This is a genomic window from Variovorax atrisoli (assembly GCF_014195185.1).
GTDB classification, from domain to species: domain Bacteria; phylum Pseudomonadota; class Gammaproteobacteria; order Burkholderiales; family Burkholderiaceae_C; genus Variovorax; species Variovorax atrisoli.
The window spans coordinates 287,580-308,374 of sequence record NZ_JACIBG010000002.1 but is presented as its reverse complement, the minus strand read 5'-3'; the positions used below and the strand labels follow the sequence as shown (position 1 = coordinate 308,374).

The following is a 20,795-nucleotide window of genomic DNA, read 5'->3' as shown; positions in this document are numbered from 1 at the left end:
GGCATCCGGTCGGCTTCGGGAAGGAGGTCGCCGATCGTAGCTGGCCCCGCGGCCGTTCTCACGCCTGCGGTAATCGGGTGCGGGTCACGCCGGGCATCGGGCAGGTGACCGACACGCCCGTGCCCTTGAGCTCGTTGCGCGGCGCCATCGCGAACGAGTCGATGAAGGCCTTGCTGCCGTTGTAGACAGCCTGGAAGCTGTCCGGCTGGAAGCGCCGGACCTTCCGCTAGAACTCCGCGCCTTCCACCAGGAAGCGCAGCCGCCGCACCCCCTGCCACTCGTCGGCGTCGAGCCGGAACGCCAGCTTGACCTTCGGCGGCAGCGGCTCGGTGTGGCTGAACCACATCGCGTCGATGGGCTGGCCCTGGTGCCTGAGCTTGAGCGACAGGTGCTTCTCGCCCACCAGCCGCTGCGACACCACTTCAACCTCCTCGCTGAAGGTGGGCGGCGCGAAGCCCTGGCCCCACACCTCGCGATGCAGCGTGTCGACGAGGTCGATACGCATGTACTCGCGTGCGATGGGACCGTCGGTCTCGATCTGGCGCGTGAGCGCGGATTCGGCCAGCAGCTCGCGCGCGACCTGCGCGAATCCCTTCTCGAAGGTCTCGAAGTGCTCGCGCGCGACGGTGCAGCCCGCCGCCATCGCGTGGCCGCCGAAGCGCAGCAGCACGCCCGGATGGCGCTTGGCCACGAGGTCGAGCGCGTCGCGCAGGTGGAAGCCCGGGATCGAGCGGCCCGAGCCTTTCAGCTCCTGCTCCTTGCCCGGCGCGCCGCTCGCGGCGAAGACGAAGGTGGGGCGGTGGAAGCGGTCCTTGATGCGCGAGGCCACGATGCCGACCACGCCTTCATGGAAGCCCGCGTCGAACACGCTGATGGCCGGCGGCGGCGCCTCGATGCCGTCGCCATCGGCGGCGAACAGCGATTCGGCCAGCAGCAGCGCCTGGTCGCGCATCCCGCCCTCGATGTCGCGCCGCTCGCGGTTGATGCCGTCGAGCATGCGCGCGAGTTCCTCGGCGCGGCCGGCGTCGTCGGTCAGCAGGCATTCGATGCCCAGCGTCATGTCCGAAAGCCGGCCCGCGGCGTTGATGCGCGGGCCGAGCGCGAAGCCGAAGTCGAAGGTGGTGGCGATGGACGCGTTGCGCCCCGCCGCCTTGAACAGCGCCGCGACACCGGCAGGCATGCTTCCCGCGCGGATGCGGCGCAGGCCCTGCGCCACGAGGCGGCGGTTGTTGGCATCGAGCCGAACCACGTCGGCGACCGTGCCCAGTGCGACGAGCGGCAGCAGCGCATCGAGCTTGGGCTGGGGTTTGCCTGCCCCCCGGCTTGCCACTTCGTGTGCTTCGCCACTCCCCGAGGGGGAGGCTGGCCCGCCTTGGGGCGGCCCGGCGGCGGGCGCAGGCGTGTCGAACACGCCGCGCCGGCGCAGCTCGGAGCGCAGCGCGAGCAGCACGTAGAACATCACGCCGACGCCGGCGATGCTCTTGCTCTCGAAGCCGCAGCAGGGCTGGTTGGGGTTGACCAGCACGTCGGCCGCGGGCAGCTCGGGCCCGGGCAGGTGGTGGTCGGTCACCAGCACCTGCAGGCCGCGCGCCTTGGCAGCGGCCACGCCCTCGACGCTGGCGATGCCGTTGTCGACGGTGATGAGCATGTCGGCGCCGCTCGCGGCCACGCGCTCGGCGATGGGCGGCGTGAGGCCGTAGCCGTCGACCACGCGGTCGGGCACGAGGTAGCTCACGTTCTTCGCGCCCAGCAGGCGCAGGCCGCGCACGCCGACCGCGCAGGCGGTGGCGCCGTCGCAGTCGTAGTCGGCGACGATGCACAGGCGCTTGTCCTGCGCGATGGCGTCGGCCAGCAGCGCGGCGGCTTCGCGGGTGCCGTGCAGGGTGTCGGGTGGCAGCAGCAGCGCGAGGCCGTCGTCCAGTTCTTCCTTGGCACGCACGCCGCGCGCCGCGAACAGCCGCGCCAGCAGCGGATGAACGCCGGCCTGCTCCAGCGCCCAGACGGTGCGCGGGGGAATGTCCCTGGCTATGATTTTCATAGCGCCTCCAGTATGCCGGCCGCACGCTTGCGTTCGAACAGGCTCTTCGCCCAGCGCGCCAGGCCGCGCGGCTGCACGGTGTAGCGCTGTGAGGCGCGGTCGCCGCACAGCGTGAGCGACACGTCGTTCGCGCCGCGCGTGTACTCGGCCAGCAGCGCGGCGACGGGGCCGGCATCGAGCGCCTGCCAGGCCTCGGTCCAGCCGATGCCGTCGTCGCGCAGCGCGGCGGTGCGCAGAGAGTCGTCGGCGGCCGGTGCGACGGCGGTTGCTGCCGCTGCGTTCATCAGCGCGCCGGTGCCGGCGAGCCAGAAGGAGTTGATGGGCGGCACGCCGCGCGCGGCGCGGTCGTCGTTCACGCGCTGGGTGTACAGCAGCATCTGCATCTCGTTCTGCAGCCGGCGCAGCGGCCGCGCGGCATCGGCCAGCGGCGACCACTGCGAGACGGGGTAGCCCACGGCGCGGTCGATGGAGGCGGTGGCCAGCCCGTCGAAGATGCCCGCGCGCGCCAGCCAGCGGCCGGGCACGGGCGAGGCATGCAGTGCGATGCCGTCCTCCTCGAAGAAGGGGCGGGCGGCTTCCAGCAGCGCGGCCGACTCGCCGGCGTCGATCTCGATGGAGGCCGGATCGCCCAGCACCACGTCGTCGATGCCGACCTGCCAGTTGCACAGCGTGACGGTGCCCCAGCCCTCGGTGTCGCCCGGTGCGGCGATGCCCAGCCGGCGCGCCTCGAGCGCGGCCCAGGGAATGCAGCCGTCGGGCGCGGAGATGCCCAGCGCCTGCGCCAGCGCGCGTTCATGCGGAGGCGAGCGCGTGCTTTCGTCCTGCGAGTCGGTCTCCGCGAGGGTGAGCCGCGAGAGCAGGTTTTCGAGATTGGGGAGCCTGAGCGTGGAGAGGGCCGCGCGGCATGACGGGGAACCGCGGCCGGCGAAAGGGATCAGCAATTGGCGTGGGGAGGTTTCGGCCATCCCCCTATTGTCCGGGAAGCCCCAGGTTTGCCCGGAATGCCACAATTCCGACCCTATGCGACTTCCTTATGAACTGCAGCTCGGCTGGCGCTACACGCGTGCAGGCCGGGCGACGCGGCGCAACGGCTTCATCTCCTTCATCTCCGGTGTCTCGATGCTCGGCATCGCGCTGGGCGTGGCGGCGCTGATCATTGTGCTCAGTGTGATGAACGGCTTCCAGAAGGAAGTGCGCGACCGCATGCTCGGCGTGGTGTCGCACGTCGAGATCTTCTCGCGCGACGGGCAGGCGCTGCAGCAGCTCGACCAGATCATGGCGGCGGCGCGCAAGCACCCCGAGGTGGTCGGCGCGGCGCCCTTCATCAACACGCAGGCGCTCATCGCGCGCGGCGAGGACATGAAGGGCACGCTGGTGCGCGGCATCGACCCCAAGCTCGAGCCCGAGGTCACCGACATCAACGGCATCGCCTCGCGCGGCACCTTCGACAAGCTCGTGCCGGGCCAGTTCGGCATCGTGCTCGGCGCGGAACTCGCGCGCTCGCTCTTCGTGCAGCCGGGCGACCAGGTCACGCTGGTGGCGCCGGGCGGGCAGGTCACGCCGGCGGGCGTGGTGCCTCGGCTCAAGCAGTTCACCGTGGTCGGCACCTTCGACTCGGGCCACTACGAATACGACTCCGCGCTGGCCATGGTGCACGAGCAGGACGCCGCCAAGGTGTTCCGCCTCGAAGGCCCCACCGGCATCCGCCTGAAGCTCAAGAACCTCAACGAGGCGCGCGAGGTGGCCGACCAGCTGGCCGTGAGCCTGCCGGGCGAGTTCCTCATCCGCGACTGGACGCGCCAGAACAAGACCTGGTTCGCGGCGGTGCAGGTCGAGAAACGCATGATGTTCATCATCCTCACGCTGATCGTGGCGGTCGCGGCCTTCAACCTGGTCTCCACGCTCGTGATGACCGTGACCGACAAGCGTGCCGACATCGCCATCCTGCGCACGCTGGGCAGCTCGCCGCGCAGCATCATGGGCATCTTCGTGGTGCAGGGTGCGATGGTCGGCGTGATCGGCACCGTGGCCGGCCTGCTGCTGGGCCTGGGCATCGCCTACAACATCGACGTGATCGTGCCCTTCCTGGAGCAGCTGTTCCATGCGAGCTTCCTGCCGAAGGACATCTACCTGATCAGCAAGATGCCCAGCGATCCGCAGCAAAGCGACATCGTGCCCATCGCGATCATTTCCCTGGTGCTGGCCTTCGTCGCCACGCTGTATCCGAGCTGGCGCGCCAGCCGCGTGAACCCCGCCGAAGCCCTGCGTTATGAGTGAAATGACCCCCACGCTCGGCACTGTCGTGTCCTCGCTGCCCCCCGAGGGGGCCGCCATTGGCTTGGGGCGGCCCGGCGCCAATGATGTTGTTCTGAAAGCCCGTGGACTGACCAAGCGGTTCCACGAGGGCAGGCTCGACCTGACCGTGCTGCACGGCATCGACCTCGACGTGCACGCTGGCGAGACGCTGGCCATCGTCGGCGCCTCCGGCTCCGGCAAGAGCACGCTGCTGCACCTGATGGGCGGGCTCGACGAGCCCACCACCGGCAAGGTCGAGCTGCTGGGCAAGGACATCGCCCACGCCGATCCGGCCGAGCAGGGGCGGCTGCGCAATCAGCACCTGGGCTTCGTCTACCAGTTTCACCACCTGCTGCCCGAGTTCAGCGCGCTGGACAACGTGGCCATGCCACTGAAGATCCGCCGCGTCGAGAAGCAGGCCGCCGCGCAGTCGGCCGCGAAGATCCTCGAGAGCGTGGGCCTTGGCCAGCGCCTGCACCACCGCCCGGCCGAACTCTCGGGCGGCGAGCGCCAGCGCGTGGCGATCGCGCGCGCTCTGGTCACGCAGCCGGCCTGCGTATTGGCCGACGAGCCCACCGGCAACCTCGACCGAAGCACCGCCGACACCGTCTTCGAACTGATGCTCGACCTCGCACGCCGGCACGGCACCGCCTTCGTGATGGTGACGCACGACCAGGACCTGGCGAAGCGCTGCGACCGGGTGCTGCAGCTGGTGGCGGGGCGATTGGCGGGTTGATACCGGCCTTTGTCTTTCTCCCTCCCCCGCTGGGGGAGGGCAGGGGTGGGGGCACGGCGGCGTTCAACAAAGCACTGCGCCGAACAACCGCAGCTTGCCCCCATCCCAACCTTCCCCCAGAGGGGGAAGGGGCTAATACGACAGGGCTGCTTCGGCCTCTTCGTCCGTCTGCCTTGCATCGAGCGGCAAGACACACAGCACCTTGCCTCCCAGCGTGAGCACGAGTCCAAGCCGGCCGCCCATCTGCATCACCTGGCAGACGGTGCGCGGTGTTTCACCGGCCGCGCTCGCCGACATCGACAAGGCCCGCGCAGGCGGCTGCCGCAGCATCGCGAACAACACGCGCGCATCGCAGTCCTGCAGCGCCTGCCGGTAGACATGGAAGACCGTGTCCGAGGAGCCGGCTTCATCCCGGCTCTTTTCCTCGCGCAGCCGCAGCAGTGCGCGATGCAGCTGCTGCCTGCAGGCCGCCTCGGTCCTGCCGGCGGCCTCGGCGATTTCCCTGAAGCTGGCTTCGAAGACTTCGCGCAGCAGCACCGCTGCGCCGTCGGCCGGCGATAGCTTCGCGGCGACAAGGCGCAAGGCCTGATCGATGGATTCGGCCTGCGCCGCCTCGCTCTCCGCCGAAGGCGCCTCGGATGCGAGCCCCTCGGCATCCTTCAGCCAGCGCTGCATCCAGCCGTCGCGACGCAGCCGGTCGATCGCCAGGTGCTGCATCACGGTCGTCAGCCAGGCCTGCATCGATTCGGGCCCGGGCCCTTCGCCGGCTTCCAGCGCGCGCAGGTAGCTCTCTTGCACCACGTCCTCGGCATCGGCCGGGCCGCCGAGCATGCGCGCGGCCGCGCGGACCAGCCGGCCGCGCAGTGCCGGGAATTGCGAGAGGTAGTGTTCGTCGAGCATCCGCACAGCTTGCCATGGTGCGCAAAGCCCGTGCAATGCCCGCGCAATGTCACGAAACTGTGGGCTTGTTCGTCAAGACAGTCCAACCACAGGAGCTTTCTTCATGCAGCAACCCACCATGCCCATGTTCTCGATGGGATCCGACGAAGACGACACCAAGCCCGCCGCCACGGCCGAGCCGCGCAACTCCTACCTGGAAGAAAAGGCGTTCAAGTCGCGCACGCTGCTGATCTTCGGCGCCATCACCGATTCGGTGGCCGCCGACGTGACGCGCCGGCTCATCGCGCTGGACGCCGACAGCGCCGCGAAGCCCATCGACATCCTCGTGAGCTCGCCCGGCGGGCACCTGGAGTCGGGCGATGCCATCCACGACATCGTGCGTTTCATCAGCGCGCCGGTGAACATGATCGGCACCGGCTGGGTGGGCAGCGCGGCCACGCACCTGTTCCTGGCGGCACCGCGCGAGCGCCGCGTGTGCCTGCCCAACACGCGCTTCCTGATCCACCAGCCCAGCGGCGGCGCGGGCGGCCAGGCGACCGACATCGCCATCCAGGCCCAGGAAATCATCAAGGCCCGCCAGCGCATCGCGCACGAGATCGCTCGCGAGACCGGCAAGCCCATCGACGTGGTGCTGGCCGACATCGAGCGCGACCGCTGGCTCTCGGCCGAGGAGGCGGTGGAGTACGGGCTGGTCTCGCGGATCATCCAGCGCAAGACCGAATTGCACGGCTGAAGGCGGAAGACCGGACGCAAAAGCGAATCCGGAAGAATTTTCCGGGTCTTACTTTCGCGCTCTTCGCGTCCGGCTGTCCGATCCCGCTTTCTCAGGCCTTGGGCTTGTAGGCCACCACGTCGATCTCCACCCGCGCATCGACCATCAGGCGGGCCTCGGTGGTCGAGCGGGCCGGCTTGTTCTCACCGAAATAGCTCATGTAGATGCGGTTGAAGGCACCAAAGTCGCGCGCGTCCTGCAGCCAGCAGGTGCTCTTGCAGACGTCGTCGAGGGTGGCGCCGGCCAGCGCGAGCACGGACTTGATGTTCTCCATCACCTGGCGCGTCTGCGCCTCGATGCCGCCCACCACGATCTCGCCGTCCTTGTTCACGGGCACCTGGCCCGAGACGTAGATGAAGTCGCCGGCGCGCACGGCCGGGGAGAAGGGGCGGACCTGGCGGTCGGAGGCAAGGGGAGGGGCGCCGAGGTATTCGAGGGGCATGGGTACTCCTGAGTAGTGTTGAAGGAAGAAGGGAAGGAACAAGGAAACAAGGGCTGGAGCCAGCCGCGAGTATCCCTCCGATTTGAAAATCTATTTCAAAAAAATCGTCCGAACGAGGGTTAACACGGATGATTTGGCATGGATACTGCTTCAAAGTCCGGGCCAGAGAGAAAATTTCTTTCACAAATCAGTCCGCCCCATGAAGGAGTTCCCCATGCCCCACGTCGGTCCCGTCCAGCGCCTGCCCATGCTGTCCAAGCGCAGCCTGCTGGGTGCCTCCCTGCTCGCGGTGCTGTGCGCCGCGCTGCCCCACCAGAGCGTCCATGCCCAGGGGCCGCGCAATTTCGCCACGCTGGCGATGGTGGCGGAGCCGCAGACGCTCGACCCGATGGCTTCCACCGCAGACCTGGTCGGAACCATCATGCAGCACGTGTACGAGACGCTCTACACCTTCGACGCCAAGTGGAACGTGGTGCCGATGCTGGCCGAGGGCATGCCGAAGATCTCGGCCGACGGCAAGACCTACGCCATCACCCTGCGCAAGGGCGTGATGCTGCACAGCGGCCGCGAGCTCACGGCCGACGACGTGGTGGCCAGCCTGCAGCGCTGGATGGACCAGTCGCCGCGCGGCAAGGCCGTGGGCAAGGAAATCGACAGCCTCAAGGCCAAGGGCCCGCTGGCGGTGGAGATCGTGCTGAAGGAACCCTACGCGCCGCTGCTGTCGCAGCTCGCGCTGCCCAGCGGCATGGCCGCCATCATGGCCAAGGACTCCATCGCCTCGCCGCTGAAGGAGTTCGTGGGCACAGGCCCCTACAAGTTCAAGGAGCGCCGCCCCGACCAGTTCGTGCTGCTCACCCGCTTCGACAAGTACAGCCCGCGCAAGGAAGCCGCCAGCGGCTACGGCGGCAAGCGCGAGGCGGCCATCGAGGAGCTGCGCTTCGTGCCCGTGCCCAACGCCAGCACCCGCGTCGAGGGTGCGCTGGCCGGCCAGTACGACTTCGCCGACCTGCTGCCGGTGGAAGCGCTGCCGCGGCTGGAGAAGTCGGGCGGCAAGACCGTGCCGATCATGACGCCCTCGTTCGGCTTCCCGTACCTCGTGCTCAACACCAAGGAAGGCGTGGCCGCCAGCCAGCCTGTGCGCCAGGCGATCCAGACCGCGCTGGGCGAAGGCGAGATGCTCGCCGCCGGCTTCGGCGACACGCGCTTCTTCACCGCCGAGCCCAACCACTTCCCGAAGGGCTCGCCCTTCTATTCGACCGCGGGCGCCGACCAGTACAACCAGCGCAACGCCGCCAAGGCCAAGGAAGCCGCCGCCAAGGCCGGCTACAAGGGCGAGCCGATCCGCGTGCTCACCAGCCGCCAGTACGACTTCCACTACAACATGGCGCTGCTGATGGCCGAGCAGCTCAAGCGCGCCGGCTTCAAGGTCGACCTCAACGTGGTCGACTGGGCCACGCTGGTGCAGCGGCGCAACGACGCCAAGCTGTGGGACATCTACGTCACCCACTCGGGGCAGTTCCCCGAGCCCATGCTCTCGCCGCCGCAGCTCGGCGACGGCGCGCCCGGCTGGTGGGAAACGCCTGCCAAGAAGTCGGCGCTGCAGGCCTTCAACGTCGAGAGCGACCCCGCCAGGCGCGGCGCGCTGTGGGGCAAGGTGCAGCAGGTGGTGTACGACGAGGTGCCGTACATCAACGTCGGCAAGTTCAACGGCCTCTCGGCCAAGAGCCCGGCGCTGGACAACTACCAGCCCGCGACCTGGCCGTTCTTCTGGAACGCGAAGATCAAGTAAGAAGGCGGAGACACACAGCCATGCCGTCGCGTCGCCAACTCCTGCAAGCCAGCGCACTGGCCTCCGGCCTCGGGGCTCTGGGCCTCGAACCTTCCCTTGCCTTCGCCGCCCGGGCTGCCGCCCAGGGCCCGGTCTACGCCTACGTCGGCACCTACAGCGACGGCGGCAAGCCGTGGCGCGGCGGCCGCGGACAGGGCGTGCACCAGTTCGTGCTCGACAGCGCCACCGGCGCGCTCAAGCCCATTCCCGGCGCACCGGCGGCCGTGGCAGGCACGGGAGAGGGCGCGAAGCTGCGCAACCCCGCCTCGCTCGCGCGCCACCCGAAGCTGCCGATGCTCTATGCGGCCAACGAGTTCGAGGCCGGCTCGGTCTCGGCTTTTCGTATCGGTGCAGACGGCGCGCTGAGCTTCGTCTCCGAGACGCCCTGCGGCGGCAAGGACCCGGCCTACATCAGCGTGCACCCCGACGGCCGCTTTCTCTTCACCGCCAACTATGCGAGCGGCGACGTCAGCGTGCTCGCGCTGCGCGCCGACGGCACGCCCGATCCCGCCGTCGCAGCCGTCGTCTACAAGGACGCGGAAGCCTGCGGCGCCGGCACGCCCTGCAAGCCCGGCGCCGACGTGGTGCCGCAGGCCGCGCGCTCGCACGAAGGCTTCGCCACCAGCGACCACGACGGCCCGCACGCGCACATGGTGCATGCCGACCCGAAGGGCAACTTCGTGCTCGTGGCCGACCTGGGGCTCGACCGCCTCATCTCCTACCGCTTCAACCGCGCCACCGGCGTGCTGAGCCAGCCGAGCACCGTGACCGTGTCCGAAAGCTCCGGCGCGCGCCACTTCGTGTTCCACCCGAACGGCAAGTGGCTCTACCTGGTGAACGAGGAGGCCTCGACCATCGCCTTCATGCGCTATGACGACGCCACCGGCGTGCTCACGCTGGTGAGCGAGACCTCGGCGCTGCCCAAGGGCTTCAAGGGCACGAGCTACGCATCGGGCATCCGCATGCTGCCCGACGGCCAGCACTTCGTGTCGCTCAACCGGCTGCATGACTCGATCTCGATCTTCAGGGTCGACGCCCGCACCGGCGCGCCCTCGCTGGTGCGAGAGGAATGGTCGCGCGGCAACTACCCGCGCAGCTGCACGCTCGACCCCAGCGGCAGGTTCCTCTACGTGTGCCACAACAAGCAGGGCGACAACGTGACGGTCTTCCGCGTGAAGGGCGGCGACATCCAGTTCACCGGGCAGTACATCGCGGTCGGTTCCGCTGCGGCCCTCGAGTTTTCAGCGTGATGAAGAAATCGCTGTTCCGCTACATCGCCTCTCGCGTCGCGGGCATGCTGGTCGTGCTCGCCATCGTGGCGGTGCTGGTCTTCGTGCTCACGCGCGCCGCGTCGGGCGACCCGGTCTCGGTGCTGCTGGGCGACCAGGCCACCGCGGCCGACATCGCCCGCGTGCAGAAGGAATACGGCCTCGACAAGCCGCTGCCCGTGCAGTTCGGCTACTGGCTGCGCGAGGTGCTGCAGGGCAACCTGGGCCAGTCGATCTTCCTGCAGCGCCCCGTGACGCAGGCGCTGTGGGAGCGCTCCGAGCCCACCGCGCTGCTCGCTTTGATGGCGGTGGCCATCGCGGCGCTGATCGGCGTGCCGTGCGGCATCGTGTCGGCGGTGTTCCGGGGGCGCGCGGTCGACCAGCTCTTCACCGGCATCGCGATGCTGGGTGCCAGCATCCCGAGCTTCTGGCTCGGCATCGTGCTGATCCAGATCTTCGCCGTGTCGCTGGGCTGGTTCCCGGTGTCCGGCTACGGCGCGCCCGATGCGCCCTTCGCCGAGCGCCTGCATGCGCTGGTGCTGCCGGCCGCCGTGCTGGGCCTGCTGAACTCGGCGCTCATCATCCGCTTCACCCGCGCCTCGATGCTCGACGTGCTCGGCGAGGACTACGTGCGCACCGCGCGTTCCAAGGGCCTGAGCGAGGGCACCGTGGTGCTCAAGCACGCGCTGCGCAATGCGCTGGTGCCCATCGTCACGGTGATCGGCCTCACGATCGCGCTGATGATCGGCGGCGCCGTCATCACCGAGACCGTCTTCGGCCTGCCGGGCGTGGGCAACCTCGTGGTCAGCGCGGTGCTGCGGCGCGACTATCCGGTGATCCAGGGGGCGCTGCTCGTCATTGCGGCGATCTACGTGCTCATCAATTTCTCCATCGACCTGCTGTACGCGGTGGTCGACCCGCGCGTCAAAGTATGAATACCCCCAGGCTTGCCCACTTCGTGTGGCCTCCAACCCCCTTGCAGGGGGCAATACCAGCGGCGCGGCAGAGCCGGTTCCGCGGTATTTCTGGAATCGGTTGCTCGACCCGTTGTCTTGCTGTGGCTGGAGGTATCTGATGCAAATGCCCCGAATGCTCCGCCAGCTGATGCACAGACGCATCGTGATGGTGTCCGCGCTGGTGCTGCTGGTGATCGCGGTGCTCGCGATCGGCGCGCCGCTGTTCGCTTCCATCGACCCCAACGACACGGCGGTGCTCGAACGCCTGAAGGCGCCGAGCGCCGAGCACCTGCTCGGCACCGACGAACTCGGCCGCGACCTCTATTCGCGCATCGTGCATGGCGCGCGCTACTCGCTGGCCATCGCCGCGCTCACCGCGCTGGGCGCCGTGATTGCTGGCACCGTGCTGGGCCTGATGGCGGGCTTCTTCCGCCGTCTCGATGCGCCGCTGATGCGCGTGGTCGACGCGATGATGTCCTTCCCCGACATCCTGCTGGCCATCGCGCTGGTGGCCATCCTCGGGCCCTCGCTGGTCAACACGGTGCTGGCGCTGGTGCTGGTCTACACGCCGCGCGTGGCGCGGGTGGTGCGGGCCTCCACGCTGGTGGTGCGCGAACTGCTCTTCGTGGAAGCGGTGCGCGCGCTGGGCGTGCGCACCTCGCGCATCCTGTGGCGGCACATCCTGCCGAACCTGATGTCGCCGATCCTGGTGCAGGTGTCGTTCATCTTCGCCTACGCCATCCTGGCCGAGGCAGGGCTCTCGTTCCTCGGCGTGGGCGTGCCGCCCGAGATCCCGACCTGGGGCACGATGGTCGCGGGCAGCCAACAGTACGCGCACCAGGCCTTCTGGGTGGTGCTGTTCCCGGGGCTCGCGATCATCTTCACGGCGCTGTCTCTGCAACTGCTCGGCGACGGCGTGCGCGACCTGCTCGACCCCAAGCTGAAAAAGACGGCATGAAAGCACTCCCCCAGGCTTGCTCACTGCGTGTGGCCGTCGACCCCTTCGCCGGGGGCGATGCCTGCGGCCCGGCAAAGCCGGCTCTGCGGTATTCCGCGCGAAAGGCATATCCGAGATGAACACCGCTTCCAATTCCCCGCGCCTCACGGTCAGCCACCTGAGCACCAGCTTCCCGACCGAGGACGGCCTCGTGCGCTCGGTGGCCGACGTGAGCTTCTCGATCCAGCCCGGCAAGACGACCGCGCTGGTCGGCGAGTCGGGCTCGGGCAAGTCGGTCACCAGCCTCACGCTGATGCGCCTGTTGCCCAAGACCGCCAACGCGCAGGTCAGCGGCAGCGCTTCCTTCGTGACGCGCGAGGGCAAGACGCTCGACCTGCTGGGCATCGGCGAGCGCGAGATGCGCTCGCTGCGCGGCAACCAGCTGTCGATGATCTTCCAGGAGCCGATGACCAGCCTGAACCCGGTGTTCACCATCGGCGAGCAGATCGCGGAGAGCGTGCGCCTGCACAAGGGGCTCGACCGCAAGGCGGCGCTGGCGCATGCGCAGCGCATGCTGGAGCTGGTGGAGATTCCGGCCGCGGCGCAGCGCATCCACGAGTACCCGCATCAGCTCTCGGGCGGCATGCGCCAGCGCGCGATGATCGCCCTGGCCATGGCCTGCGACCCGACGCTGCTGATCGCCGACGAGCCCACCACGGCGCTCGACGTGACCATCCAGGCGCAGATCCTCGAGCTCATGCGCCGGCTGCAGGCCGAGACGGGCATGAGCATCCTGTTCATCACGCACAACCTGGGCGTGGTCGCGCACCATGCCGACGACGTGGTCGTGATGTATTCGGGCCGCGTGGTCGAGAGCGCGCCGGTGCGGCCGCTGTTCGCGCAGCCCGAGCACCCGTACACGCAGGGCCTGCTGGCCTGCCTGCCGGGCAAGGCGCGACAGCCCGGCCAGCCCAAGCCCAGGCGCCTGTTCGCCATTCGCGGGCAGGTGTCGAGCCCGCTCGCGCCGCCGCCGGGCTGTGCCTTCGAGCCGCGCTGCGATCTGGCGTTGGCCGAATGCAGCGCGGGGATGCCGCCGCTGCTGGACATCCGGCAGGGGCGGCAGGCGCGATGCGTTCGTGTGCAGCCTGAAGCAACGCTGGCGAGGGCTGCATGAGTCGTACCCCGTCCCCGTCTTGCTCCGTCCCCCTCTGGGGGAGGGCCGGGGTGGGGGCACGCGGCCTTTCCACCGCCGCGACAGTCTCCACCGCCCCTAGCCCCCACCCCAACCCTCCCCCAGAAGGGGAGGGAGCCAATACCCAAAGTCCACGATGACCACCGCAGCCCCCCTCATCGAAGTCCGCGCCCTCAAGAAGTACTTCGGCAGCAGCGACCGCCCGGTGCGCGCGGTGGACGACGTGTCCTTCGCGATCCACCCCGGCGAGACGCTGGGCCTGGTCGGCGAATCGGGCTCGGGCAAGAGCACCATCGGCCGAACCGTGCTGCGCCTGCTGGAGCGCAGTGGCGGCCAGGTGCTCTATCGCGGCGACGACATCGGCGAGCTCTCGGCCGAGCGCATGCGCCGGCTGCGCAGCAAGCTGCAGATCATCTTCCAGGACCCGTACGCCAGCCTGAACCCGAAGATGCGCATCGGCGCGATCCTCGGCGAGGCGCTGTCAACGCACGGCCTGCACAAGGGGGCGGCGGCGCGCGAGAAGCGCATCGCCGAGCTGCTCGAGACCGTCGGCCTGCGTGCAGAGCATGCGAACCGCTTCCCGCACGAGTTCTCGGGCGGGCAGCGCCAGCGCATCGGCGTGGCACGGGCGCTGGCCGTGGAGCCCGAGTTCATCGTGGCGGACGAGCCGCTGTCGGCGCTGGACGTGTCCATTCAATCGCAGGTCATCAACCTGCTGGCCGACCTGCGCGAGCGGCTGGGCCTGACGATGCTCTTCATCTCGCACGACCTCGACGTGGTCGAGTACCTGTGCGACCGCGTGGTGGTGCTGTACCTCGGCAAGGTGATGGAAGTCGCCACCACCGAGGAGCTGTTCGCGCGCCCCTCGCATCCCTACACCCGCGCGCTGCTGGCTGCGAGCCCGAAGCCCGATCCGGAGATGGCGACCGAGCGCATTGCGCTCAAGGGCGACATCCCGAGTCCCATCTCGCCGCCTTCGGGCTGCGTGTTCCGCACGCGCTGCCCGCATGCCGCAGAAGCCTGTGCGCAGACGGTGCCACCGCTCGAAGAGATTTCGGCGGGACACTACAGCGCCTGCATCAAGTTATGACCAAACCCCAGTCTTCGCGCACTTCGTGTCGCGTGCGCCAACCCCCTTGCAGGGGGCAACACCTGCAGCCCGGCAAAGCCGGTTCCGCGGTGTTTCACGAACATGCGATGACAACAATGAACCCTGAGACTCAATGAACACTCCGCTCGTCATGAACGACTTCACAGACCCGCTGCTGGGCAGCAACTTCAAGGGCTATCCGCGCACCGCCGCGCCGCGCCGCCGCAGCGAGATCGGCGCCGCCGGCTGGAACGTGCTGGCCGGCGACCTGCCGCTGCCGCTGGCCGTGCTCAAGCGCGAGGCGCTCGAGCACAACCTGGCGTGGATGCAGTCGCGTGTGCGCGAGTGGGGCATCGACCTCGCGCCGCACGGCAAGACCACCATGTCGCCGCAGCTCTTCCAGCGCCAGCTCGACGCCGGCGCCTGGGGCCTGACCTTCGCCACCGTCACGCAGCTGGCGGTGGGCGTGGCGGCCGGCGCGCGCCGCACGCTCATCGCCAACCAGGTGGTGAGCGACGAAGACCTGGCCGGCATCCAGATGCTGCTGAGCAGGCACCCCGACCTGCGCATCGTGTTCCTGGTCGACTCGCTGGCGCAGCTGGCGCTGATCGAGGACTGGTCGAAGCGCCATCCTTCGAGCGTGCCCTTCGAGGTGATGATCGAGATCGGCGTGGACGGTGCACGCACCGGCTGCCGCACGCACGAGGAAGCCGTGGCGCTGGCCACGAGGCTGCGCGCGAGCGACGCGGTCAAGCTCGTGGGCATCGAGTGCTACGAAGGGCAGGGCGCCACCGGCCAGAGCGAGCCCGACACCGCCTACGCCAAGGCGTTGATGGACCGCGTGGAAGCCGTGGCGCGCCATTGCGACGAGAACAGTCTCTTCGAGACCGGCGAGGTGCTGGTCTCGGCCGGCGGCTCGGCCATCTTCGACCTCGTGGCCGGCCGGCTCAAGCCCGCGCTGGGTGCGCCGGTGCGCGGCCTGCTGCGCTCGGGCTGCTACGTCACGCACGACCACGGCTTCTACAAGCGCATGGTGAGCGCGGTGGATGAGCGCCTGGGCTGCAACTGCGGCGAAAGCCTGGTGCCGGCGATGGAAGTCTGGGCCACCGTGCAGTCGCGCCCGGAGCCGGGCCTGGCGATCCTGGCGGTGGGCAAGCGCGACATTTCCTTCGACCTCTCGCTGCCCGTGCCCATCGCACGCGCGGCGCGCGGCGTGCTGCAGCCGCAGGGCGTGCCCGCCGGCTGGAAGATCACCGCGCTGAACGACCAGCACGCCTACCTGCGCTGGGAAGCGAACGAGGAAGCCGAGGCGCCGAAGGTCGGCGACCGCGTGGGTCTGGGCATCTCGCACCCCTGCACCACCTTCGACAAATGGCACTGGATGCCGGTCGTCGAGCAGGACTACCGCGTGAGCGACGCGGTGGCCATGCATTTCTGAGAGAGCGACTTCCCGAGCGCATTCCGATGACCCCATCACTGCTCCAGAGGATCGCGGACATCCGCAGCGACGCACCGGCGACGCGGCGCGCGATTCTCGACCTGATCCTCGAAGACCCCGACCGCGTGCTCGAAGAAAGCTTCGAGCAGCTGGCCGAGCGCTCGCGCAGCTCGGTGCCCACCATCATGCGGACCTGCCGAGACCTCGGTTTCGCCGGCCTGCGCGAATTCAAGCTCGCGCTCGCGCAGGAGCTCGCGCTGGGCGGCTCGCCGCTGCACCGCCGCGTGAACATCGAGGACGCGGCCGACGAAGTGGTCGGCAAGATCGCGCGCAGCGCGGCGGCCTCGGTCTCGGGCGTGCGCGGCCAGCTCGACATGCAGGTGCTCGACGGCGCCGTGGCGGCGATCGCGGCGGCGCCGCACGTCGACCTGTACGGCGCGGGCGCCACCTCGTGGTTCATGGCCAACGACCTGCAGGCGCGGCTCTTCCGCCTGGGCCTGTCGGCCAACGCATGGGCCGACTACCACCTGCAGCAGGTGGCCGGCGCGGCGCAGCGGCCGGGCGGCGTGGTCATCGCCATCTCGCACGTGGGCGGCATGCCCTCGCTGCTCGATGCGGTGGACATCGCGCGCGGGCAGGGCGCCAAGGTGGTCGCGCTCACGCGGCCGGGCACGGCGCTCGCGGCCAGGGCCGACTTCCTGCTGGGCCTGTCGGTGCCCGACGACGCGGTGATGCACGTGGGCATCGACGCCTACCTCACGCACCTCACGGTCATCGAGATCCTCACCGTGCTGGTGGCCCAGCGCCGCGGCGAGCCCGCGGTGCAGCGCCTGCAGCGTGCGCGCGAGGCCTTCCAGCGCCATGGCATCGACGCCACCACGCATCCGCTGCAGAGCTGGGACGGCGGCGGCGTGAACGACGGAGGGAGCGCATCGTGAGCGAAGACAACAAGAAGGCCGTGCTGCTGGAGGCCGGCCTGGTGGTCGACGGCTCGGGCGGCCCTTCGTGGCCGGGCGACGTGCTGCTGCAGGGCGACCGCATCGTCGCGCTGGGCGAGGGCCTGCGCGGGCGGCTGCCCGATGGCCTGGCGCTGGCCGACGTCGAGGCGGTCGACTGCCGCGCGAAGGTGATCGCCCCCGGCTTCATCGATGCGCACACGCACGACGACGCCATCGTGCTGCGCGACCCGCTGTGCCTGCCGAAGGTGTCGCAGGGCATCACCACGGTGGTGACGGGCAACTGCGGCATCTCGCTGGCGCCGTACCGCACGCCGCAGTCGCTGCCGCCGCTCACGCTGCTGGGCGCCGATTCGTTCCGGCACGCGACCATGGCCGAGTACCGCGCCGCAGTCGATGAGACGCAGCCCGCGCTCAACGTGGCCGCGCTGGTCGGCCACACCACGCTGCGCTTCGCCGCCATGCAGGCGCTGGACCGTCCCGCCGATGCCGAAGAGCTGGCGCGCATGGAAGCGCTGCTCGACGGCTGCATGGCCGACGGGGCGCACGGCATGTCCTCGGGCCTGTTCTATGAAGAAGCCTTCGCGGCGCCCGCGGAGGAGGTGACCGCGCTGGCGCGCGTGGTGAGCCGCCACGGCGGCGTCTACGCCACGCACCTGCGCAGCGAGATGCAGCAGATCATCGAGGCGCTGCACGAGGCCGGCGACTGCGCCTTCGAGGCCGGCGTGCCGCTGGTGATCTCGCATCACAAGTGCGCGGGCCCCGCCAACTGGGGCCGCACGAAGGAGACGCTGCCGCTGATCGAGTCGCTCGCGCAGCGCCAGAAGATCGCGATGGACGTGTACCCCTACGTGGCCGGCTCCACCGTGCTGCGCGAGGACCTGGTGGATGGCGTGATCGACGTGCTGCTGACCTGGTCCGATCCGCATCCGGAGATGACGGGGCGGCTGGTCTCCGACATCGCGCGCGAGTGGGGTGTGAGCGAGCAGGAGGCCTGCCTGAGGCTGAAGCCCGGCGGCGCCTGCTATTTCCAGATGCAGGAGGAGGACGTGGAGCGCGTCATCTCGCACCCGCTCACCATGATCGGCAGCGACGGCCTGCCGCACGACCGCCATCCGCATCCGCGCCTGTGGGGTGCCTTTCCGCGCGTGTTCGCACGCTACTGGCGCCAGCGACGGCTGTTCACGCTGGAGCAGGCGGTGCACAAGATGACCGGCATGACCGCGCGCAACCTGCGCATCGCCGACCGCGGCCTGCTGCGCGCCGGCACCATGGCCGACGTGGTGGTGTTCGACCCCGAGACCATCGCCGACACCGCCACCTACGACCAGCCGCACGGCGTGAGCCTGGGCGTGGAGCGGGTGTTCGTGAACGGCGTGCTGGCCTATCGCGGCGGCGAGCCCGAGGCCCGGGTGCTCGCGCGCGCCGGGCGGATGCTGACGCGGGGCAGCGCTAGCTAGGGCCCGCTCACATCGCGCCGCCGCCCCGGGGCGGCGACGCTGGCGCGGTCAGCCTGGTCGCACCGGGCGCCTCGCAGCCAGCCTCCCTCCAGGCCTGGGCGGTCCCCGTGCCGGGGCTCGGGCTGCCGCCCCGGCCGCTTCATGCTGCACCGCAATATCTGTGCGGCTATAACCCTAAGACCGCTAAAGTTCTAACGCTCCAGGCAGAAATCAGTCAAACTGTGCACTTCCCAGCCGTCGAATTCCTACTGGAGCAAAGATGGACAAGGACGCCGAAGGCCTTGGCGCCGACTTCGAGTTGTGGCAACAGCTCACCGACGACTACGAAGTCGCTCTGGGTGCGCTAGCCCGTGGCGAGCCCGGCGCGCGAGAGCGGGTGGTTCGGCTGTCGCTGGCGCTGCAGCGGCTGCACCCCGATCTTTCCCCGGTCGGCGGCGACGGCTGAGCCGGCGTTAACAAGGCGTTTCCCCGTCGAAGGCGCTCAGGCCGGGCCGGATTCGCCGGATTCCTCCTTTTTCTCCCCTTCCTTTTCCTTTTCCTTTTCCTCCTCTCCCTGCGCCTGGAACATGCGCGCGAAGTCGCAGCATTCCTGCGCCAGCATCACGATCGACGAGGTGAGTGCGCTGCGGTGCTCGCCCTTGTGCATCGCCACATAGCGCACCACCGGCAGGGCCGGCGCCACCTCGATCACCGCGAGCATGCCCGCCGCCACCAGCGGCTGCAGGCACTCCCGCGGCAGGTAGCTCACGCCCAGGCCCGACACGGTGAGCCCGGTCAGCGCCACCAGGTTGCTCACCACGATCACGTCGGAGGGCTGCACGCCCTGGTCCTTCATCCAGGCGTCGTAGGCGCGGCCGGTGCCGGAGTTGTTGCCCTGCACCAGCATGCGGTGGCGCGCCAGTTCGTGCAGCCGCATGGCGCCGCCGCTGGGTTGCGGCACCACGCCGGGCTTGCACATCCAGGCGCTTTTGACTTGGCCGATGACCTTGTGCGGAAGGCGCGAGTCGGCGAAGGTCTCGGGCACGATGACCAGGTCGAGCTCGTCGGCCAGCAGCTTGTCGCGCAGCTGCAGGCTGTCGTCCACGTCGGGCTCGAGGATCACCTTGGGGTAGTGCCGCCGGATCAGGCCGACCAGCCGCGGCAGCCAGGTCATCGCCGTCAGCTCGGTCACGCCGAGGCGGATGCGCCGCTCCACCACCTCCGGCTTGCCGAACTGCTCGATGGCCGCGTCGCGCTGCTCCAGCAGCTTGCGGGCGAGCACGAACATCTCCTCGCCCTTCTCGGTGAGGCGGGCGGTGCGCTGGCTGCGGTCGAAGAGCTCGGTGTCGAAGAGCTGCTCCAGCTCGTGCACACGCTTGGAGATGGCCGACTGCGAGGTGTGCAGCTGGTTGGCCGCCTGCGCGAAGCCGCCCAGCCGGGCGATCCAGTACAGGGCTTCGAGCTGCTTGAAGGTCATCACGGGAAGCTGGCTCCGTATTGAAAAGAACGCTTTTTCTCATGCGATTCGATCACAAAAAATCGCTTTTGGAAATTGATGGCGAGACCGAAGATTCGCCGGAACCACCTCATCGACCCTTCAAGGAACCGCCATGGACTTCAAGAAACTGCCCCTCGCGCTCGGACTCGCCCTTGTCTTCGCCAGCGGCGCTGCCGTCGCCCAGTACAGCGGCACGCTGCAGAAGATCAAGGACAGCGGCACGATCCAGATCGGCGCGCGCGACAGCCAGATCCCGTTCTCGTACAAGCTGGGTGCCGACGGCGACCCCATCGGCTTCACCAACGACATCTGCCTGAAGATCGTCGATGCGGTGAAGGCCAGGCTGGGCCTTGCGAAGATCGACGTGCGCTACACCATGCTCAACTCGACCAACCGCATTCCGCTGCTGCAGAACGGCACCGTCGACCTCGACTGCGCGACCACCACCAACACCACGCAGCGCCAGCAGCAGGTCGACTTCGCGCCCAGCCACTTCGTGGCCAACATCACCGCCGCCGTGCGCAAGAACTCCGGCATCGACACGTTCGCCGACCTCAACGGCAAGAACGTGGCCACCGTCTCGGGCAGCACCTCGATCCAGCTGCTGCGCGTTGCGCGCAAGAGCGGCACCATCGAAGTCAACGAGATCCCCGGCAAGGACACCTCCGACGGCTTCCTGCGCTTGTCCAACGGCCGCGCCGACGCCTATGTGCTCGACGACGTGCAGCTCGCCGGCATGATCGCCAGCTCCACCAACCCGGGCGAGTACAAGATCCTGAAGGAATCGCTGCGCCAGGAGCCCTACGGGATCATGCTGCGCAAGGACGACCCGCAGTTCAAGGCGCTGGTGGACGAGACCGTCACGGGCCTGATGAAGTCGGGCGCCATCGAACAGCTCTACACCAAGTGGTTCCTCTCGCCGATCCCTCCGCGCAACGCGAACCTCAACTTCCCGATGACCGACGCGGTGCGCGAGATCTACAAGAACCCGAACAACAAGGGCGTCTGAG

General features: G+C 69.0%; 19 protein-coding genes and 1 pseudogene. 14 read left to right on the top strand and 6 right to left on the bottom strand.

The features are described 5' to 3' along the window. Nucleotides 1-76 precede the first annotated feature (76 nt). From FHY06_RS08405 to FHY06_RS08395, 3 genes and pseudogenes are all read right to left on the bottom strand, one after another. Nucleotides 77-211 (bottom strand): annotated as a pseudogene (locus FHY06_RS08405) (SDR family NAD(P)-dependent oxidoreductase); the annotation flags it as partial. A 15-nt stretch (nucleotides 212-226) separates the two neighbouring features. Then, nucleotides 227-2,038: a single-stranded-DNA-specific exonuclease RecJ gene (gene recJ / locus FHY06_RS08400; protein WP_126182699.1), complete on the bottom strand. Its 1,812-nt coding sequence runs from the start codon at nucleotides 2,036-2,038 to the stop codon at nucleotides 227-229. Beyond that, entirely contained in the window at nucleotides 2,035-3,003 is a 969-nt protein-coding gene (locus FHY06_RS08395; RefSeq protein ID WP_184604444.1) for a hypothetical protein, read from the bottom strand. The genes recJ and FHY06_RS08395 overlap by 4 nt, the downstream gene beginning before the upstream one ends. A gap of 55 nt (nucleotides 3,004-3,058) precedes the next feature. Here FHY06_RS08395 and FHY06_RS08390 point away from each other — a divergent pair, with 55 nt between their 5' ends. Next, entirely contained in the window at nucleotides 3,059-4,315 is a 1,257-nt protein-coding gene (locus tag FHY06_RS08390; RefSeq protein WP_184604441.1) for a lipoprotein-releasing ABC transporter permease subunit, read from the top strand. Further along, complete coding sequence (gene lolD / locus FHY06_RS08385; protein WP_260310163.1) at nucleotides 4,308-5,069, top strand: lipoprotein-releasing ABC transporter ATP-binding protein LolD; 762 nt, start codon at nucleotides 4,308-4,310, stop codon at nucleotides 5,067-5,069. The genes FHY06_RS08390 and lolD overlap by 8 nt, the downstream gene beginning before the upstream one ends. A 132-nt stretch (nucleotides 5,070-5,201) precedes the next feature. On the opposite strand, the gene FHY06_RS08380 is transcribed toward lolD, so the two are convergent. Next, nucleotides 5,202-5,969, bottom strand: a complete 768-nt coding sequence (locus FHY06_RS08380) for a sigma-70 family RNA polymerase sigma factor (protein ID WP_184604439.1) — start codon at nucleotides 5,967-5,969, stop codon at nucleotides 5,202-5,204. 103 nt (nucleotides 5,970-6,072) lie between these two features. On the opposite strand from FHY06_RS08380, the gene FHY06_RS08375 reads away from it, so the two are divergent. Next, nucleotides 6,073-6,702 (top strand): ATP-dependent Clp protease proteolytic subunit, encoded by a 630-nt coding sequence (locus FHY06_RS08375; RefSeq protein ID WP_409327442.1) that lies wholly within the window; start codon nucleotides 6,073-6,075, stop codon nucleotides 6,700-6,702. 91 nt (nucleotides 6,703-6,793) lie between these two features. Here the strand turns inward: FHY06_RS08375 and FHY06_RS08370 are convergent, their stop codons facing one another. Continuing rightward, entirely contained in the window at nucleotides 6,794-7,183 is a 390-nt protein-coding gene (locus FHY06_RS08370; protein WP_019654363.1) for a RidA family protein, read from the bottom strand. A 214-nt stretch (nucleotides 7,184-7,397) separates the two neighbouring features. Here FHY06_RS08370 and FHY06_RS08365 point away from each other — a divergent pair, with 214 nt between their 5' ends. From FHY06_RS08365 to FHY06_RS08320, 10 genes are all read left to right on the top strand, one after another. Then, nucleotides 7,398-8,972 (top strand): ABC transporter substrate-binding protein, encoded by a 1,575-nt coding sequence (locus tag FHY06_RS08365; RefSeq protein ID WP_184604436.1) that lies wholly within the window; start codon nucleotides 7,398-7,400, stop codon nucleotides 8,970-8,972. Between the two features lie 20 nt (nucleotides 8,973-8,992). Next, nucleotides 8,993-10,261 (top strand): lactonase family protein, encoded by a 1,269-nt coding sequence (locus FHY06_RS08360; protein WP_184604433.1) that lies wholly within the window; start codon nucleotides 8,993-8,995, stop codon nucleotides 10,259-10,261. 11 nt (nucleotides 10,262-10,272) lie between these two features. After that, nucleotides 10,273-11,214 (top strand): ABC transporter permease, encoded by a 942-nt coding sequence (locus FHY06_RS08355; RefSeq protein ID WP_126182888.1) that lies wholly within the window; start codon nucleotides 10,273-10,275, stop codon nucleotides 11,212-11,214. Nucleotides 11,215-11,353: 139 nt separating this feature from the next. After that, nucleotides 11,354-12,193, top strand: a complete 840-nt coding sequence (locus FHY06_RS08350) for an ABC transporter permease (protein ID WP_019654359.1) — start codon at nucleotides 11,354-11,356, stop codon at nucleotides 12,191-12,193. A gap of 115 nt (nucleotides 12,194-12,308) precedes the next feature. Beyond that, nucleotides 12,309-13,346, top strand: coding sequence for an ABC transporter ATP-binding protein (locus tag FHY06_RS08345; protein ID WP_126182703.1), 1,038 nt, complete (start codon nucleotides 12,309-12,311; stop codon nucleotides 13,344-13,346). Nucleotides 13,347-13,500: 154 nt separating this feature from the next. Continuing rightward, nucleotides 13,501-14,454: an ABC transporter ATP-binding protein gene (locus tag FHY06_RS08340; protein WP_126182704.1), complete on the top strand. Its 954-nt coding sequence runs from the start codon at nucleotides 13,501-13,503 to the stop codon at nucleotides 14,452-14,454. Nucleotides 14,455-14,587: 133 nt separating this feature from the next. Then, nucleotides 14,588-15,892 (top strand): amino acid deaminase, encoded by a 1,305-nt coding sequence (locus FHY06_RS08335; protein ID WP_126182705.1) that lies wholly within the window; start codon nucleotides 14,588-14,590, stop codon nucleotides 15,890-15,892. A 26-nt stretch (nucleotides 15,893-15,918) separates the two neighbouring features. Then, nucleotides 15,919-16,830 carry a MurR/RpiR family transcriptional regulator gene (locus FHY06_RS08330; RefSeq protein ID WP_019654355.1) on the top strand — a complete coding sequence of 304 codons (912 nt, stop codon included), beginning with the start codon at nucleotides 15,919-15,921 and terminating at the stop codon, nucleotides 16,828-16,830. Further along, the gene (locus FHY06_RS08325) at nucleotides 16,827-18,308 is read left to right on the top strand and encodes an N-acyl-D-amino-acid deacylase family protein (protein ID WP_184604427.1); all 1,482 of its coding nucleotides are present in this window, start codon (nucleotides 16,827-16,829) and stop codon (nucleotides 18,306-18,308) included. Before FHY06_RS08330 ends, FHY06_RS08325 begins: the two co-directional genes overlap by 4 nt. Before the next feature lie 259 nt (nucleotides 18,309-18,567). Beyond that, the gene (locus FHY06_RS08320) at nucleotides 18,568-18,753 is read left to right on the top strand and encodes a hypothetical protein (protein WP_019654353.1); all 186 of its coding nucleotides are present in this window, start codon (nucleotides 18,568-18,570) and stop codon (nucleotides 18,751-18,753) included. Between the two features lie 36 nt (nucleotides 18,754-18,789). Here FHY06_RS08320 and FHY06_RS08315 read toward each other — a convergent pair whose 3' ends face one another. Continuing rightward, complete coding sequence (locus FHY06_RS08315) at nucleotides 18,790-19,764, bottom strand: LysR family transcriptional regulator (RefSeq protein WP_184605000.1); 975 nt, start codon at nucleotides 19,762-19,764, stop codon at nucleotides 18,790-18,792. 133 nt (nucleotides 19,765-19,897) lie between these two features. On the opposite strand from FHY06_RS08315, the gene FHY06_RS08310 reads away from it, so the two are divergent. Then, complete coding sequence (locus FHY06_RS08310) at nucleotides 19,898-20,794, top strand: amino acid ABC transporter substrate-binding protein (protein ID WP_019654351.1); 897 nt, start codon at nucleotides 19,898-19,900, stop codon at nucleotides 20,792-20,794. The last annotated feature ends 1 nt before the right edge of the window (nucleotide 20,795 follow it).

What these genes read in the sequence shown, in the direction of transcription:
- recJ (WP_126182699.1), bottom strand. Translation starts at nt 2,038, where the DNA reads ATGAAAATCATAGCCAGGGACATTCCCCCGCGCACCGTCTGGGCGCTG.
- FHY06_RS08395 (WP_184604444.1), bottom strand. Translation starts at nt 3,003, where the DNA reads ATGGCCGAAACCTCCCCACGCCAATTGCTGATCCCTTTCGCCGGCCGC.
- FHY06_RS08390 (WP_184604441.1), top strand. Translation starts at nt 3,059, where the DNA reads ATGCGACTTCCTTATGAACTGCAGCTCGGCTGGCGCTACACGCGTGCA.
- lolD (WP_260310163.1), top strand. Translation starts at nt 4,308, where the DNA reads ATGAGTGAAATGACCCCCACGCTCGGCACTGTCGTGTCCTCGCTGCCC.
- FHY06_RS08380 (WP_184604439.1), bottom strand. Translation starts at nt 5,969, where the DNA reads ATGCTCGACGAACACTACCTCTCGCAATTCCCGGCACTGCGCGGCCGG.
- FHY06_RS08375 (WP_409327442.1), top strand. Translation starts at nt 6,073, where the DNA reads ATGCAGCAACCCACCATGCCCATGTTCTCGATGGGATCCGACGAAGAC.
- FHY06_RS08370 (WP_019654363.1), bottom strand. Translation starts at nt 7,183, where the DNA reads ATGCCCCTCGAATACCTCGGCGCCCCTCCCCTTGCCTCCGACCGCCAG.
- FHY06_RS08365 (WP_184604436.1), top strand. Translation starts at nt 7,398, where the DNA reads ATGCCCCACGTCGGTCCCGTCCAGCGCCTGCCCATGCTGTCCAAGCGC.
- FHY06_RS08360 (WP_184604433.1), top strand. Translation starts at nt 8,993, where the DNA reads ATGCCGTCGCGTCGCCAACTCCTGCAAGCCAGCGCACTGGCCTCCGGC.
- FHY06_RS08350 (WP_019654359.1), top strand. Translation starts at nt 11,354, where the DNA reads ATGCAAATGCCCCGAATGCTCCGCCAGCTGATGCACAGACGCATCGTG.
- FHY06_RS08345 (WP_126182703.1), top strand. Translation starts at nt 12,309, where the DNA reads ATGAACACCGCTTCCAATTCCCCGCGCCTCACGGTCAGCCACCTGAGC.
- FHY06_RS08340 (WP_126182704.1), top strand. Translation starts at nt 13,501, where the DNA reads ATGACCACCGCAGCCCCCCTCATCGAAGTCCGCGCCCTCAAGAAGTAC.
- FHY06_RS08335 (WP_126182705.1), top strand. Translation starts at nt 14,588, where the DNA reads ATGAACACTCCGCTCGTCATGAACGACTTCACAGACCCGCTGCTGGGC.
- FHY06_RS08330 (WP_019654355.1), top strand. Translation starts at nt 15,919, where the DNA reads ATGACCCCATCACTGCTCCAGAGGATCGCGGACATCCGCAGCGACGCA.
- FHY06_RS08320 (WP_019654353.1), top strand. Translation starts at nt 18,568, where the DNA reads ATGGACAAGGACGCCGAAGGCCTTGGCGCCGACTTCGAGTTGTGGCAA.
- FHY06_RS08315 (WP_184605000.1), bottom strand. Translation starts at nt 19,764, where the DNA reads ATGACCTTCAAGCAGCTCGAAGCCCTGTACTGGATCGCCCGGCTGGGC.
- FHY06_RS08310 (WP_019654351.1), top strand. Translation starts at nt 19,898, where the DNA reads ATGGACTTCAAGAAACTGCCCCTCGCGCTCGGACTCGCCCTTGTCTTC.